This window comes from Pseudomonas sp. MPFS (genome assembly GCF_022537035.1).
In the GTDB taxonomy this organism is placed as follows: Bacteria; Pseudomonadota; Gammaproteobacteria; order Pseudomonadales; family Pseudomonadaceae; genus Aquipseudomonas; species Aquipseudomonas sessilinigenes.
Genome location: NZ_CP066123.1, coordinates 2,042,691 through 2,057,642, shown reverse-complemented (window position 1 = coordinate 2,057,642; position 14,952 = coordinate 2,042,691). Strand labels below are relative to the sequence as shown.

The following is a 14,952-nucleotide window of genomic DNA, read 5'->3' as shown; positions in this document are numbered from 1 at the left end:
CCGGGGGCTTTGACTCCAGGGGCCACCGCTCCAGCTAGAAGGTCACTTCCAGGTTCAGGGTCGGTGCCGAAGTGCGAGTGCCACGGCCGCCATCCACGCCGAACTTGTTGTGCCAGTACTCGTAGCCAACCCCGAGGTAGAGGTTGGGCTTGACGTTCTTGCCCGGCAGCACGGCGAACATCAACGAGGTGCGCATCAGGGTTTCCGGAGCCGTGTCACGGTCGTTGTAGTCATGGCCCTTCTCCCCGATGTAGTTGACGAAGCCCTGGAACTTGGCCCCATGGCTGCCCACCTCGAATGGCCGCATCCAGGCCAGGTTGAGCAGGTAGGTATCGTCGAAGGTATGGTCCGGGTCCTTGGCCCCCGGGATGCCCGAATGGTTGTTTTCCTTGTAGTACAGCAGGCTCAGGTCGAACACACCGACGGTGTTGAACTTCAGGGTCGGGCCGAACACCAGGGCGCGTTTCTTCGCCGACCCCAAGTTGTTGTTGCGGCTGGCGTCGAAACCCAGGGTCAGGGCGTAGTCCTTGACCAGGCCTGTGCCCAGGGGCGTATCCAGCACCCGTGAGGCGAAGAGCTGGTGACGATAGACGCCATACACTTCGCTGCTGCCCTTGTGGGTGCCCTTGCGCGGGTCGTCGTTGTCGGAGAGCAGCACGTCCAGGTGCAGGTAGTTGCTGCCGTACTGGTAGCCGCTGGCGTGGGTGAAGCTGTAGATGCGCTTGCTGATGTAGTGCGGGTTGTTGGGATTGGTGAATTCCTTGCCATAGCGAAAGCCCACGCTATTGCTCATCCATTCCAGGGCGGTCGCTTGCCCCGCTCCGACCAAGGTCATCAGCAGGGTCGCGCCTTGTAGTGCCTTTTTCATTTTTATTATGTCCTGTGGCGGTGTGGCTCATGACAGCTTCGCTGGCTGCCGACCGGCGCAGTATCGGCACAAGCGCCGCAGGAGCCAAAGCACAGAATATCGCCCGGCGTGCTGCCAAAACGGCAGCACCGGGCTAATGCCGGTCAGTGAAGCGAGGCGATCCCCTATAGGCGCGAAGCTTGCTCGCAAGGGTCGTCAACGGTGGCGCGTATTGACTGGGTAAACGCAGCGCTCTGAAGCCCATCGCGGGTACGCCTCGCTCCTACAACTTCCTTAGCTGATCGACATTGAGCACCGGCTGGCGGCAAGTGCGCTCGGCGCGCTGGCGCGCACCGATCTCTTCATCGAGCAAATGAGCCAGGACCTCCACCGCGCCAGGCAACTCGCGACCGCTGCGGGCATAAAGCCCCAGGTCACTGTAGATGCCGCCCTGGTCGCTCAAGGGGATGTGCAGCAACTCCCCCTTGGCCAGGTCCGCGTCGACCCCGATTCGGGTCTGGAAAGCCACGCCCATGCCGTGCCGGGCCATCTGTCGGGCCAGCTCCAGGGAATTGCTTTGCAATGGCGGCTTGTCCAACAGTCCCAGGCCTTTGTGCAAGGGCGCCAGCAAGTGATGGATCGAGAGCTGGCTCTTGGCCAGGATCAGGCCGTGCTCGGCGCAAGTGGCGAAATTCACGCTGCCGCGGTCGGCCAGGGGATGCTCGGGACTGACCAGCGCCCCCAGGCGAAAGTGACCGACGCTCAGTTGACGAATCTCCGGCGCCCTGGGCAAGGCGAACGCCAGGCCCAGGTCGGCGCGGTTATTGATCAGCGCCAGGGGGATCGCCTGTGAGCCCTGCACGGTGACACCGATCGTCACCTGAGGATGCAGGCTACGCATGCGCCTGAGCACCGCGGGCAACAACTCGACCGTAGCCCCCTCCACCGTGGCGATCTCCACATGCCCACTCTTCAGGCCGCGCAAGGCATCGAACTCCAGCCGCACTCGCTCCAGGTCTTGCAGCACAAGGCTGACATGGCGACTGAAGACTTCCCCGGCCAGGGTCAAGCGCAAGCCACCGGGCAAGCGCTCGAACAGCGATGCACCGATCTCGTCCTCGATCTTGAGGATCTGCCGATTCACGGCCGAAGACGCGACATTCAAGCGCCGGGCCGCCTCGCGGATCGAGTGGCAGCGACGCACCATGTCGAAATAATGGATCGCGGAAGAATGAATACGCAGCGCTCTGCCGCTCATGCCCTGGACTCCTTGCGCGGGACGAAAGGCGACCTCGGGTCGGCAAAATGCCGGCCGCAGGCCTCAAGGCAGAAACTGTATACAATTAACCTAATAAATTAAAACAATCTATCGCCAGCGACTCTTCATCTTCGCCAAACGAAAATCCCCCGCCCCATGAGCCATGGAGCGGGGGATTCTTAACAGGGCAAGAGCGTTACAGCTTGGCGCTGGAGCGAGCTGGCTTCTTGGTTTGCAGCAGGTGCGAAAACACCGCGTGCAAGTCGTCCGAGGCACTTTCCTCGTCGAGATTGAGCTTGCTGTCGATGTGATCCATGTGATGCATCATCAGGTTCACCGCCAACTCGGCATCCCGGGCCTCGATGGCATCGATCAGCTGGGTGTGCTCGTCGTAGGAGCAATGGGAGCGGTTGCCGCTTTCATACTGGGCGATGATCAGCGAAGTCTGGGACACCAGGCTGCGTTGGAAGCTGATCAGCGGGGCATTTTTCGCCGCCTCCGCCAGCTTCAGGTGGAACTCGCCGGAAAGGCGGATGCCGGCACCGCGATCGCCACGGGAAAAGCTGTCGCGCTCCTCGTTGACCATCTGCCGCAACTCCAGCAACTGCTCGGTGGTGGCGTGCTGCACGGCCAACTCGGTGATGGCCCGCTCCACCAGGCGCCGGGCGAGGAACACCTGGCGCGCTTCCTCGACGCTCGGGCTGGCCACTACCGCCCCACGGTTGGGACGCAGCAGCACCACGCCTTCATGGGCCAGGCGCGACAAGGCGCGACGGATGATGGTACGGCTGACTCCGAAGATCTCCCCCAACGCCTCTTCGCTCAACTTGGTGCCGGGCGCCAGGCGCTGCTCGAGGATGGCCTCGAAGATGTGCGCGTAGACGATATCGTCCTGGGTACCGCTGCGACCGGCCTTGCCTGCTCGCGGTTGTTTCTTCAGGGGTTGCAACTGTTCGTTCATGGGCACTCGGGTCGGGAGGACTGCGGCGATGTCAGCGTGACTTTAATACGCCACGGTGGGTCGCTGGCAAGTATCGCGTTAAAACAAGCGCACATTGTACACAACCCTTGAGGATCATTAGTAGCGACTGTTTTCGCCTGCCACGACTGTACGGCTGTTTGCAGCCGCGGCTGTATGGCAATGCCCCGCCACTTTTGAGTTTAGGCTTGCCCCCCGGACCTCAGTACCTGCCCATTGCACGCCCAGGCGTGGATCAACAGGCCACAACCGTCCGTTGCGTCTTTCAAGAACAAGGAAACAGCAGCAATGCCCGATGCCACTCCCGCGCAATTGCGCCCCCTGGCCGACACTTCGCCTTCTGCCATCGTGGCAGGCTTCATCGCCATGATGACCGGCTACACCAGCTCCCTGGTCCTGATGTTCCAGGCCGGCCAGGCCGCTGGCCTGAGCAGCGGCCAGATTTCCTCGTGGATCTGGGCCCTGTCCATCGGCATGGCGGTGTGCAGCATCGGCCTGTCCCTGCGCTATCGCACCCCCATCACCATCGCCTGGTCGACTCCCGGCGCCGCACTGCTGATCACCAGCCTGGGTGGCGTGACCTACGGCGAAGCCATCGGCGCCTATATCACCTGTGCGGTGCTGGTCACCATTTGCGGGCTCACCGGCAGCTTCGAGCGCCTGGTGAAAAAGATCCCGGCTTCCCTCGCAGCCGCCCTGTTGGCGGGAATCCTGTTCAAGATCGGCAGCGAGATCTTCGTCGCCGCCCAACATCGCACGGGCCTGGTGCTGGGCATGTTCTTCACTTACCTGATGGTCAAGCGCCTGTCGCCGCGCTATGCGGTGCTGGCAGCGCTGTTGATCGGTACCGCCCTCTCCGGCTTGATGGGGCTGCTGGACTTCAGTCATTTCCAGCTGGAAGTGGCCACCCCGGTCTGGACCACGCCGCACTTCTCCCTCGCCGCCACCATCAGTATCGGTATCCCGCTGTTCGTGGTCGCCATGACCTCGCAGAACATGCCTGGCGTCGCCGTGCTGCGCGCCGACGGCTACAACGTACCGGCCTCGCCACTGATCACCGCCACCGGCCTGGCCTCGTTGCTGCTGGCCCCCTTCGGTTCCCATGGCATCAACCTGGCAGCGATCAGCGCAGCGATCTGCACCGGCCCCCATGCCCATGAAGACCATGGCAAGCGCTACACCGCAGCGGTCTGGTGCGGGATCTTCTATGGCATCGCGGGGATCTTCGGCGCGACCCTGGCCGCCTTGTTCGCGGCCTTGCCCAAGGAGCTGGTGCTGTCGATCGCCGCCCTGGCGCTGTTCGGCTCCATCATCAATGGCCTGAGCATCGCCATGAGCCAGAGCAAGGAGCGTGAAGCGGCGCTGATCACCTTCATGGTCACGGCATCGGGCTTGACCCTGTTCTCCGTGGGCTCGGCATTCTGGGGCATCGTTGCCGGCGTCCTGACCCTGATAATCCTGAACTGGCGCAATGCGTGAAGCCGGTGCCCGGCCTGCCGGGCAAAAGGCGCCCACGACAAGGCCCGGGACTGGCCCGAGGCAGAAACGGCAAGCATTAGGGAAAATCGACAGGTTGCCCTGGGGCAACAACGCATGGACGGCCCGGACGGGCCGCCCATGCATGACATCACGCGGTCGGGTTGATCGCGTTGTCCGGGTACCAGACGTCCAGCAGCGGGCTGACTTCAACGTTGGTCAGCTCGGTGCGAGCCTTGAGCCAGGCCTCTACGGTGGCACGCTGCTCTTCGCTGACCGAACCACGCTTGCTCAGGCAAACCAGGCCGAAGTCGTCGCCGCCGACATAACCCAGGCCGTTGGCTTCCATCGCCTCTTTGAGAAATGCGTCGAGGAAAGCGTCGATGGCTTCATCGGACAGATCTTCTTTGAAATCCAGGTTCAGCTCAAAACCCAACTCCTGGAACTCATCTACGCAGAGTTTTTTGCGCAGGCGGCGGGAACGGTTAGTGGCCATGGAACAATCCTCATAAGTAATAACGGGCGGCACTTTACCAGCTTAGCCGGGCGATTGCCTGACTCTATGGGAACGCCGGTCGGCCATTGGTAAAAAAAATCCCCTCCTGTCAGGCCGAGGTACGGCACAAGCCGCTACACCTTGGGGCATAATGCCGACTCTTTCATGACCACTGAGGGATTTTTGTCTACACCCCTCGCCTTTTCTCCCCTCGACTGCAGGGTTCCATTTCCCATGATCAAATCGTTGCGCCCACTACTGCTGGCCAGTGCCCTCCTCCCTCTGGCGTTCCAGGCCTACGCCGCCCCCGTCAACACCACCCTGACCCCGAAGGTGCAACAAGCCCTCAAGGCCGCCAAGCTCCCGGACAATGCCTTGTCCCTGGTGATGCTGCCCCTGAACGGCCCAGGCACCCCGACCATCTTCAACGCCGATGTCTCGGTCAACCCGGCCTCCACCATGAAGCTGGTGACCACCTACGCTGCCCTGGAAATGCTCGGCCCGACCCACCAGTGGAAAACCGAGTTCTATACCGACGGCACCCTCAGTGGCGGCATCCTCAATGGCAACCTGTACCTCAAGGGCGGCGGCGACCCCAAGCTGAACATGGAGAAGCTCTGGTTGCTGATGCGCGACCTGCGCGCCAACGGCGTGCAACAAGTCACGGGCGACCTGGTGCTGGACCGCAACTATTTCGTACAACCGCAGTTGCCGGAATTCAATGACGATGGCAACGACGAGAACAAACCGTTCCTGGTCAAGCCCGACTCGCTGATGGTCAACCTCAAGGCCCTGCGCTTTGTCGCCCGCAACGATTCCGGGCGGGTATTGGTATCGGTGGAGCCGCCAATCGCCAAGATCCGCATCGACAACCAGGTCAAGGCCCTGGGCGGCAAGCAATGCACGGGAGACGTGCGCTACAACCCGGTGACCCAGGCCGACGGCAGTGTGATCGTCACGGTCGGCGGCCAACTGGGCGACGGCTGCAGTTCGCAGACCTACCTGTCGCTGCTGGACCATGCCACCTACACCGCCGGTGCGGTACGGGCGATCTGGAGCGAACTGGGCGGCAGCATCCAGGGCCAGGATCGCCTGGCCGTGGTGCCCAAGGACGCCAAGGTCCTGGCCCGGGCATTCTCCCCGGACCTGGCGGAAGTCATCCGCGACATCAACAAATACAGCAACAACACCATGGCCCAGCAATTGTTCCTGAGCCTGGGTGCCAAGTACCGCAACGAAGCCGATGGCGACGATGCCAAGGCCGCACAGCGGGTTATCCGCCAATGGCTGGCCAAGAAAGGCATTACCTCGCCGCACCTGGTGATGGAGAACGGCTCAGGCCTGTCCCGCGCCGAACGAGTCAGTGCCCGGGAGATGGCCGGCCTGCTGCAAGCGGCCTGGAAAAGCCCCTACGCCGCCGAGTTCATCAGCTCGATGCCGATCGCCGGCATGGACGGCACCATGCGCAAGCGCCTCAAGCGCACGGCGATGTCCGGTGAAGCCCATATCAAGACCGGCACCCTGAACACCGTCCGCGCCATCGCCGGCTACAGCCGCGACGACAATGGCAACACCTGGGCGGTGGTGGCGATCCTCAACGACCCACAACCGTTCGGCGCCTCCTCGGTGCTGGACCAGGTCCTGCTGGACCTGTACCGCCAGCCCAAGCTGGCCGCCAGCGCCTCGGCGCTGTAATCCCGCTGTCGACGGCGGCTCCAGGCGCGCCGTCGTCGCGGTTCAAGGCAGTTCTGGCTGGACCCGGTCGCGCCCAGCCTGCTTGGCGGCATAGACGCCGGAGTCGGCCCGCAGCAGCAAACCATCCGCCCCCTCGCCTTCATGCCAGCTGGCAATGCCGAAACTGGCTGTGACCGTCCCTACCGGATCGATCGGCAAGCCCCTCAGCCCCTGCCACAGCTCCTCGGCCAGGACCAGTGCCTGGCGGCCACTGGTGTCCGGGCACAGGAGCATGAACTCCTCGCCGCCAAGGCGGCAGAACACATCCGTGCGTCGCAGGCGCCGGCCGATGCGCTCGCAGACACTGCGCAGCACCTGGTCGCCCACGGCATGGCCATACTGGTCGTTGATGCGCTTGAAGTGATCGATATCCAGCATGATCACCGCCATCTCGCCGCCGCTGCGCTCCAGCCGCTGCATCTCGTGCTGCAACTGCTCCTGGAAATACCGCCGGTTGTAAATACCGGTCAGGGAGTCGGTGACCGACAGCGCCCGCAACTCTTCCTCGACCCGCTTGAGATCGGAGATATCCGAGATGTAGCCGTGCCATAGCACGCCGCCACCTGGCAAGCTCTCCGGGCTCGCCGCGCCGCGCATCCAGCGCAGGCCACGCTCCGGCAGGCAGACCCGGTACTCCTCGCGCCAAGGGCTCAGGTTCTGCGCCGAGATCAGGGTCGACTGCGTGATTCGCTCCACGTCCTCCGGATGAATACGTTCGAACACCAACGCCGCATCCTCCTGCAGTTGTTGTGGATCGATCTCGTAGATCTCGCGGATACCGTCGCTGGCGTAGGTGAAGCTGGTGTGCCCATCGGCGTCCATCTTGAACTGGTAGATCCCGCCAGGAACATGGGCGCTGAGTCTCTTGAGCAGGCGATCCCGGGCCGCCAGGGCCTCGTGCACGCGCTTGCGCTCGGTGATATCGATGCAAATCGCCAGGTGGCCGATCCACAACCCCTGATCATCGAGCACCGGGGTGGCCAGCATGTTCACCGACAAGTGACTGCCATCGCGGCGGACCAGGGTCCACTCCCTGGCCTCGTGCCCGGCCATCATGCCTTCCTCCACCAGCATCGCCTGGGACACCGGGATGGGCTTGCCATAGCGCTGGCTCAGGCTTTGCGCCCAGCTCTCCAGCTCCTGGGGCAGGTGCAGGCTTTCCAGGGTCAGGTGGCCCACTACTTCGGCGCTGCTGTAGCCGAGCATGTGCTCGGCGCCCGCGTTGAACGTGGTGATCACTCCACGCAGGTCGGTCGCGATGATCGCCACTTGGGTGGCGGCATTGAGCACGCTGCGCAGCTGGCTATGGGTGCCGCGCAACTCCTGCTCGCGGCTGCGCAGTTGTGCCGTGCGCTGTTCGACCAGGGTCAGGGCCCGTTGCCGCTGGCTCACCAGCACATAGAGCAAGGCGCTGAGCAGCACGCTGAGCAGGCCACCTAGAATCACCAGGCTGCCCAGGGAAAAATGATTGGCATGCAGGAACGCCGCGCCGGGACGGATATCCACCTGGTAGTCACGGTCGGCCAGGCGCAGCAGCCGGCTAGCGGTCAGGTAGCTGTCGATCGGCGGGTTATTCGATTCATAGAGCACCTCGTGCCGGCCCTCGATGGACAGGTCGAGGATACGCACCGAGAGGTTGTCACTGGCCGGCACCGGCAGGCCGTCGGCCACCAGTTGCCGCAGGCTGATCACCGCCAGCACAAAACCATCGGGGCGCGACAGCGTGCCTGCATTGTTCGCCGCGCGCCTGACTGGCGCTGCCAGCACCACGCCCCTGGCATAGGCCGGATCGACCGCCACCAGGTGCACCGGCGGCGAGACGGCCATGCCGTCCCGTTCCCGCGCACGCTCCAGCGTCGCCCGACGCAGGGGCTGGGCCAGCAGGTCGTAGCCCAGCGGCGAGCCCATTGGACTCTGGGTCTGGCTGTAGAGCACCGGTGCATAGTCATCCTGGTCGCCAGCGGGTTCCATCTCGCCGGCAGCATTCAATTGCAGAATGCTGAACCCCGCCACGCCCTGCTCCCGTACCGCCTGCTCGAACGCCGGGCGCTGGGCCCGACTGACCAGCGGCGCCCAGGCGTAGGCCTGGGTACGACGCAACAGTGGCTTGGCGTAACCATCGAAATCCTGGCGCGTGACCTGATCGGAATTGACGAAGAACCGCCGCAAACCGTCCAGGCGCTGCTCCTGGTCCTGAAAGCGTTCTTCGATACGGCTATAGCGCTCGCTGGCCAGCAACTGGAAGCGCTGGCGCAGCTGTTGCTTGTTCAGGTTGTAGGTGGACCAGGCCAGCAGCCCGGTCAGGATGCAACCGGCCAGCAGCACCAAAAGGGCCACCAGCCAGGCGGATACTTCTTCACTGATGAAACCCAGGATTTTCGGGCGTACCACATGCAACGGCATAAGTAGAACTCATCACGCCAGCGAGTTTGGGTGTCATTCGAACGTGTTGTGAGTTATAGCCATTAGCCATTAATTTGACCAGTATCAAGCCACTCCAAGGCCTGAAAATTCAGGCCCTGGGGGACTTATCCTGTCATCAGCGAGTGGTGATCTTCCAGGCACGGTGGATCTTGCCGTTACGGGCAAAATCCGGGTCGATGGTGCTCGCCGTGATCTCCTCCACCTGGTAGCGCGCAGCCAGGTTTTCATCCAGCTGGAACTTGCGGAAGTTGTTGGAAAAATACAGCACGCCGCCAGGTGCCAGGCGAGCCATGGCCAAGTCGAGCAACTGCACCTGGTCGCGCTGTACGTCGAACACCCCTTCCATGCGCTTGGAGTTGGAGAAGGTCGGCGGGTCGATGAAGATCAGGTCGAACTCATCGCGGCAGGTGTCCAGCCAGGCCATCACATCGCCCTGCTCCAGGCGGTTCTTGTCGGAAAAACCATTGAGCGACAGGTTGCGCCGCGCCCAGTCCAGGTAGGTTTTCGACAAGTCGACGCTGGTGGTGCTGCGCGCTCCGCCCTTGGCGGCGTGCACACTGGCCGTGGCGGTGTAGCAGAACAGGTTGAGGAAGCGCTTGCCGGCCGCCTCCTTCTGGATGCGCATGCGCATCGGCCGGTGGTCGAGGAACAGCCCGGTATCCAGGTAGTCGGTAAGGTTCACCAGCAGCTTGACCCCGCCTTCGCGGACCTCGGTGAACTGCCCCTGGGCACCCTGGCGCTCGTACTGGCGAGTGCCGCTCTGGCGCTCGCGGCGCTTGATCAGCACCCGGCTCTTGTCGACGTTGAGTGCCTGGGGAATCGCTGCCAGGGCATCGAACAGGCGAGCCTGGGCCTTCTCCGGGTCCACCGACTTGGGCGCGGCGTACTCCTGCACGTGCACCCAGTCCTGATACAGGTCGATGGCCAGGGAATACTCGGGCATGTCGGCGTCGTAGACCCGATAGCATTCGATACCCTCACGCTTGGCCCACTTGCCCAACTGCTTGAGGTTCTTCTGCAGGCGGTTGGCGAACATCTGCCCGCCTTCGCTCAGGCGGGCCTGCTCGACTACCGGAGCCGGAGCCGGTTTGATCGGGTTGCCGTTCTTGTTGTACTGGCGCACTGGCGGCTCATCCGCCACGGCCTGGGCCTGTTCGCGCTCCAACTGGCGCTGCTCGGGGCTGCGACGCTCGCCCGTGACGAACTGGTCGGGCAGCACCTTGATCAGCAACAGCTTGCAAGGCAAGGCGCCGTTCCAGAACGAGTACTGCTTGTGGCTGCGGATGCCCATGCGCTTGCCCAGGTCCGGGGCGCCGGTGAACACCGCGGCCTCCCAGTTCAGGCAAGCCTGGCGCAGGCGCTCGCCCAGGTTCTGGTAGAGGTACAACAGGCTGGCCTCGTCACCCAGGCGCTCGCCATAGGGGGGGTTGCAGATCACCAGGCCTTTCTGGTTCTGGTCCGGACGCGGCTCGAAAGTCGCCACTTCGCCCTGGTAGATCTTGATCCAGTCGCTCAGGCCGGCACGCTCGACGTTGTTGCGGCCCGGCTGGATCAGGCGTGGGTCGGCCTCATAGCCACGGATCCACAGCGGCGGCCGTGACAGTCCGGCCTGTGCCCGGGCCAGGGCTTCGTCATGCAGCTTGCGCCACAGCGCGGGCACATGCCCCTGCCAGGCGCTGAATCCCCATTGCTCGCGCTTGAGGTTGGGAGCGATGTCGGCGGCGATCATCGCGGCCTCCACCAGGAAGGTACCGACGCCACACATCGGGTCGGCCAGGGCCCCGCCCTCGGCGGCAATGCGCGGCCAACCGGAACGGATCAGGATCGCGGCGGCCAGGTTTTCCTTGAGCGGTGCGGCGCCTTGCTGCAGGCGGTAGCCACGCTGGTGCAGGCTGTGGCCGGACAGGTCCAGGGAGAGAATGGCTTCGCCACGATCCAGGCGCAGGTGGATACGCAAGTCCGGATTGAGCTTATCCACCGAAGGACGCTCACCGGTGGGCGTGCGCAATTTGTCGACGATGGCGTCCTTGACCTTCAGGGCGCCGAAATGGGTGTTGTCGATACCCGAGCCGTGGCCGCTGAACTCCACGGCAAGGGTACCGTCGGCCAGCATGTGGTCCTGCCAGTCGACATCCAGCACGCCCTGGTAGAGGTCATCGGCGTTTTTCATCGGGAAGCGCTTGAGGACCAGCAAGACCCGGTTGGCCAGGCGCGACCACAAGCACAGGCGATAAGCTGTCTCCATGTCGCCCATGCCGCGCACGGCGGAGGTGTGTTCGCGCGCTTGTTCAAGGCCAAGCCCGGTGGCTTCCTCGATCAGCAGGCCTTCAAGGCCTTTGGGACAGGTGAGGAAGAGTTCGTAACGATCCGACATGGAAATACCAGGGCCTTAGGCAAATAAGTGAACGGACAACGCATCGCCCGCTCGGTTTTTAATCAAGCGCTTTTCTTCAAGAGCGCTCGCATGGCACGAGACTGTGCCGCCCCACCCCGGCTGGCATGATTTTTTGCAGGACAAAAAACTTAGAGGCCGGGGCAGATAAAAAGTCAGGGCAATAAAATGACATAAGTCTACCCTTCGTCGAATAGTAGTTGAGTGCAACCGTCCGACATTCTTACTAAAGCATTAACCTCATCATCTAGTCCGAGGCTAGCCACAGCGGGCTTTGCTTGACAAACACAATACAAAAACCGTCCAGGCTTATGGCCTGGACAGCATTATCGTTACGTCCTTATGACAAAACGATCATTCACTTGCTGTGACCTATTGGTTAGAACTCAACACAGGTTGGCGCCGCAACGGCGTCAACATCAAGGCTCGTGACGCCGGCAGCGAGCACCAACGGCAGAACCGATCTGCCCGACCTCTATGAAGGTCGACGGGACATATACAGTCAACAAGTGAGGGAAACACCCTATGAGAAGACTAAAGCGTGATCCGTTGGAAAGAGCGTTTTTACGCGGATATCAGTATGGCGTTAATGGCAAGTCCCGTGAGCTTTGCCCATTTACTCTACCGTCGGTACGCCAAGCCTGGATCAATGGCTGGCGAGAAGGACGCGGCGACAACTGGGACGGTATGACAGGCACTGCGGGTATACACAGACTCAACGAACTTCGCGCTGTCGGCTGATCAGGGCACATTCCGACACCTGAAAAACTTGAATGCACAACGATTTAACCACGCACGCCCCATCCGGGCGGCGGGCTTCGGCCCAGGGGCTCCTTCGAGGAGCCCTTTTTATTGCCGCCTCACCCGCAACAACCCTCAGCCCATGGCCGCAATGGCATCCACCGACTCGCGGATCAGCGCCGGGCCCTTGTAGATGAAGCCCGAGTACAACTGCACAAGGCTTGCCCCTGCGGCGATCTTCTCCGCGGCGTGCTTGCCTTCGGTAATACCGCCCACGGCAATGATCGGCAGGCGACCGGCGAGCTCCGCAGCCAGGACCTTGACGGTATGGGTGCTCTTCTCCCGCACTGGCGCACCGGACAAGCCGCCGGTTTCGGCGCCATGTTCCAGGCCCTCGACCCCTTCGCGCCCCAGGGTGGTGTTGGTGGCGATCACTGCGTCCATGCCCGTCTCCAGCAGGGCCCGGGCCACTTCCACGGTTTCTTCGTCGCTCATGTCCGGGGCGATCTTGATCGCCAACGGCACGCGCTTGCCATGGATTGCCGCCAGCTCCTGCTGGCGACGGCTCAGGGCTGCCAGCAGTTGCTTGAGCGACTCACCGAACTGCAGGCTGCGCAGGCCAGGGGTATTGGGCGAACTGACGTTGACGGTGACGTAGCTGGCATGGGCATAGACCTTGTCCAGGCAGATCAGGTAGTCGTCCACCGCCCGCTCGACCGGGGTGTCGAAGTTCTTGCCGATGTTGATGCCCAGCACGCCCTTGTACTTGGCGGCCGCCACCCGCGCCAGCAGATTGTCCACCCCGAGGTTGTTGAACCCCATGCGGTTGATGATGGCTTGCGCCTCGGGCAGGCGGAAGATCCGTGGCTTCGGATTGCCGGGCTGTGGACGGGGCGTGACCGTGCCGATCTCGACGAAGCCGAAGCCCAATTGGGAGAAACCGTCGATGGCCGCGCCATTCTTGTCCAGGCCGGCCGCCAGCCCCACGGGATTGGCGAACTCCAACCCCATGACCTTGACCGGCAACTGCGCCGGGGCCTTGCACAATAGGCCGTTGAGGCCCAAACGCCCGCCAGCGCCGATCAGGTCCAGGGACAGATCGTGGGAGGTTTCCGGGGAGAGTTTGAACAGCAGCTGGCGGGCCAGGGTATACATGGGCGGAATGAACTCGGTTGGCGGCGAAATAGGTCGCCGATTATAGCCGCGCCCGGGGCTTGCACGCGAGGCACCAACGCAAATCCGCCTGTCGATGGCATATGCCTTGCGCTCTCTTGCTCCAACCCACCCGGGGCAACGCTTGCCCGGGCCCAAGGACAGTGCCAGCGCCCTCTCCCACCCCGTCCGGGCGAATGGCCAAGAGGCTTTTCACACAGGGTGCCCCCATGATCGAACGCCCACACTCGCCATTGGCCTGGGTCAACGGCAGCGATGCCCCGGAAAAGCCCGAGCTGGACCTGGGCTTCATGCCCCTGACCGACTGCGCCTCGCTGGTGGTTGCCGCCACCCAGGGCGTCGCCCAGCCCTACGGCCTGACCCTGAACCTCAAGCGCCAGGGCTCCTGGGCCGGCCTGCGGGACAAACTGGTCAGCGGCGAACTGGACGCCGCCCACAGCCTGTACGGACTGATCTATTCAGTGCACCTGGGTATAGGCGGCACCGGCCCTTGCGACATGGCAGTGCTCATGGGCCTGAATCACAACGGCCAGAGCATCAACCTGTCCCGGAACCTGCAAGCGCTCAAGGTGACCAGCCCTGAGGCGCTGGAGCAGCATGTGCACCAAAGCCGGGCGCGCCTGACCTTCGCCCAGGCACCCACGCCCTGTGGTTGTATTACTGTCTCGCCAGCCAGGGCATCTGGCCTGATCACCCGTAGAAGGCCCTGGGCTGCACCCGAGCCTTTGTCGAGCAGCACCCCAGCACGGCCCGGGCCCTGGTGATGGCCGTTCTGGAGGCCAGCCGCTTCATCGAGCAAAGCCAGGAGAACCGTCGCAGCACCGCGCGCCTGCTCAGTGCCAGCGACTACCTCGATACCTCGCTGGCCTGCATCGAGCCGCGGCTACTGAGCGACTATGCCGATGGCCCCGGCAATCGCTGGCAGGCCTCCCATGCCCTGAGCGGGAGCCGATCCCTGAACACACCACCCAAGCCTGTGGCCTGGGCTAGCTCGCTGACCGCACCTTTTGCAACTTGCAAGAACGTTGGCTATCGAGCCGTGCATGCCGGTCTAGGCCGGTGCCACCCACTGCGATATCTCCCTGACCTTGCGAGGCGTAACGCTACTCACCTCCCATACCCAAGACGAAAGTCCGTTGGACTGGCAGGCACCGGCCCAGGGCGGAACGACCCTGGTGATCTATATGGGAGTGGCGAAACTGACAGAGATCGGCGAACAGTTGCGCGCCGCTGGCATGCCGGACCGGACACCGGTGGCGATGATCGAGAATGCCTCGTTGCCGGAGCAGCGGGAATGCCGCAGCGTACTGGGGAACATGCAACAGGATGCCCTGCAATTCAGGCTCAAGAGCCCGGCGATCCTGGTAATCGGCGCAGTAGCGGCAACTGCTGGCGCCAGCGCCGCCTGCCTGCTCCAGGCCTGAACCCCTGG

Annotated in this window: 10 protein-coding genes and 2 pseudogenes; 5 read left to right on the top strand and 7 right to left on the bottom strand. The window is 63.0% G+C overall.

Translation table 11 applies throughout. The annotated features are described in order from the left end of the window. Positions 1–34: 34 nt before the first annotated feature. The 3 genes from I9018_RS09625 to I9018_RS09615 all read right to left on the bottom strand — a co-directional run bounded on the left by I9018_RS09625 (position 35) and on the right by I9018_RS09615 (position 3,066). A complete protein-coding gene (locus I9018_RS09625) occupies positions 35–868 on the bottom strand; it encodes a nucleoside-binding protein (protein WP_241109285.1) in 834 nt (277 codons plus the stop codon). Between the two features lie 262 nt (positions 869–1,130). Continuing rightward, positions 1,131–2,105, bottom strand: a complete 975-nt coding sequence (locus I9018_RS09620; protein ID WP_241109284.1) for a LysR substrate-binding domain-containing protein — start codon at positions 2,103–2,105, stop codon at positions 1,131–1,133. A 196-nt stretch (positions 2,106–2,301) separates the two neighbouring features. After that, positions 2,302–3,066, bottom strand: a complete 765-nt coding sequence (locus I9018_RS09615) for a GntR family transcriptional regulator (protein WP_241109283.1) — start codon at positions 3,064–3,066, stop codon at positions 2,302–2,304. Positions 3,067–3,372: 306 nt separating this feature from the next. Here I9018_RS09615 and I9018_RS09610 point away from each other — a divergent pair, with 306 nt between their 5' ends. Then, positions 3,373–4,563 (top strand): benzoate/H(+) symporter BenE family transporter, encoded by a 1,191-nt coding sequence (locus I9018_RS09610; protein WP_241109282.1) that lies wholly within the window; start codon positions 3,373–3,375, stop codon positions 4,561–4,563. A 148-nt stretch (positions 4,564–4,711) separates the two neighbouring features. Here the strand turns inward: I9018_RS09610 and I9018_RS09605 are convergent, their stop codons facing one another. After that, on the bottom strand, positions 4,712–5,056 hold the full coding sequence (locus I9018_RS09605; protein WP_022643287.1) for a YggL family protein: 345 nt from the start codon (positions 5,054–5,056) through the stop codon (positions 4,712–4,714). Positions 5,057–5,290: 234 nt separating this feature from the next. On the opposite strand from I9018_RS09605, the gene dacB reads away from it, so the two are divergent. Continuing rightward, positions 5,291–6,751 carry a D-alanyl-D-alanine carboxypeptidase/D-alanyl-D-alanine-endopeptidase gene (dacB, locus tag I9018_RS09600; RefSeq protein ID WP_068577247.1) on the top strand — a complete coding sequence of 487 codons (1,461 nt, stop codon included), beginning with the start codon at positions 5,291–5,293 and terminating at the stop codon, positions 6,749–6,751. Between the two features lie 42 nt (positions 6,752–6,793). Here dacB and I9018_RS09595 read toward each other — a convergent pair whose 3' ends face one another. Further along, positions 6,794–9,193, bottom strand: coding sequence for a diguanylate cyclase (locus I9018_RS09595; protein WP_241109281.1), 2,400 nt, complete (start codon positions 9,191–9,193; stop codon positions 6,794–6,796). A 136-nt stretch (positions 9,194–9,329) separates the two neighbouring features. After that, positions 9,330–11,588 carry a bifunctional 23S rRNA (guanine(2069)-N(7))-methyltransferase RlmK/23S rRNA (guanine(2445)-N(2))-methyltransferase RlmL gene (rlmKL, locus tag I9018_RS09590; protein WP_068577251.1) on the bottom strand — a complete coding sequence of 753 codons (2,259 nt, stop codon included), beginning with the start codon at positions 11,586–11,588 and terminating at the stop codon, positions 9,330–9,332. Positions 11,589–12,131: 543 nt separating this feature from the next. Here rlmKL and I9018_RS09585 point away from each other — a divergent pair. After that, positions 12,132–12,347: a ribosome modulation factor gene (locus I9018_RS09585; RefSeq protein WP_016965693.1), complete on the top strand. Its 216-nt coding sequence runs from the start codon at positions 12,132–12,134 to the stop codon at positions 12,345–12,347. A gap of 135 nt (positions 12,348–12,482) precedes the next feature. On the opposite strand, the gene I9018_RS09580 is transcribed toward I9018_RS09585, so the two are convergent. Further along, complete coding sequence (locus I9018_RS09580) at positions 12,483–13,502, bottom strand: quinone-dependent dihydroorotate dehydrogenase (RefSeq protein WP_068577253.1); 1,020 nt, start codon at positions 13,500–13,502, stop codon at positions 12,483–12,485. Between the two features lie 227 nt (positions 13,503–13,729). On the opposite strand from I9018_RS09580, the pseudogene I9018_RS09575 reads away from it, so the two are divergent. Continuing rightward, positions 13,730–14,460, top strand: a pseudogene (locus I9018_RS09575) (CmpA/NrtA family ABC transporter substrate-binding protein); the annotation flags it as partial. 115 nt (positions 14,461–14,575) lie between these two features. After that, a pseudogene (locus tag I9018_RS09570) lies at positions 14,576–14,944 on the top strand (SAM-dependent methyltransferase); the annotation flags it as partial. Positions 14,945–14,952 lie beyond the last annotated feature (8 nt).

Excerpts from the sequence above, each read along its gene's own strand:
- I9018_RS09625 (WP_241109285.1), bottom strand. The coding sequence starts at position 868 with ATGAAAAAGGCACTACAAGGCGCGACCCTGCTGATGACCTTGGTCGGA.
- I9018_RS09620 (WP_241109284.1), bottom strand. The coding sequence starts at position 2,105 with ATGAGCGGCAGAGCGCTGCGTATTCATTCTTCCGCGATCCATTATTTC.
- I9018_RS09615 (WP_241109283.1), bottom strand. The coding sequence starts at position 3,066 with ATGAACGAACAGTTGCAACCCCTGAAGAAACAACCGCGAGCAGGCAAG.
- I9018_RS09610 (WP_241109282.1), top strand. The coding sequence starts at position 3,373 with ATGCCCGATGCCACTCCCGCGCAATTGCGCCCCCTGGCCGACACTTCG.
- I9018_RS09605 (WP_022643287.1), bottom strand. The coding sequence starts at position 5,056 with ATGGCCACTAACCGTTCCCGCCGCCTGCGCAAAAAACTCTGCGTAGAT.
- dacB (WP_068577247.1), top strand. The coding sequence starts at position 5,291 with ATGATCAAATCGTTGCGCCCACTACTGCTGGCCAGTGCCCTCCTCCCT.
- I9018_RS09595 (WP_241109281.1), bottom strand. The coding sequence starts at position 9,193 with ATGCCGTTGCATGTGGTACGCCCGAAAATCCTGGGTTTCATCAGTGAA.
- rlmKL (WP_068577251.1), bottom strand. The coding sequence starts at position 11,588 with ATGTCGGATCGTTACGAACTCTTCCTCACCTGTCCCAAAGGCCTTGAA.
- I9018_RS09585 (WP_016965693.1), top strand. The coding sequence starts at position 12,132 with ATGAGAAGACTAAAGCGTGATCCGTTGGAAAGAGCGTTTTTACGCGGA.
- I9018_RS09580 (WP_068577253.1), bottom strand. The coding sequence starts at position 13,502 with ATGTATACCCTGGCCCGCCAGCTGCTGTTCAAACTCTCCCCGGAAACC.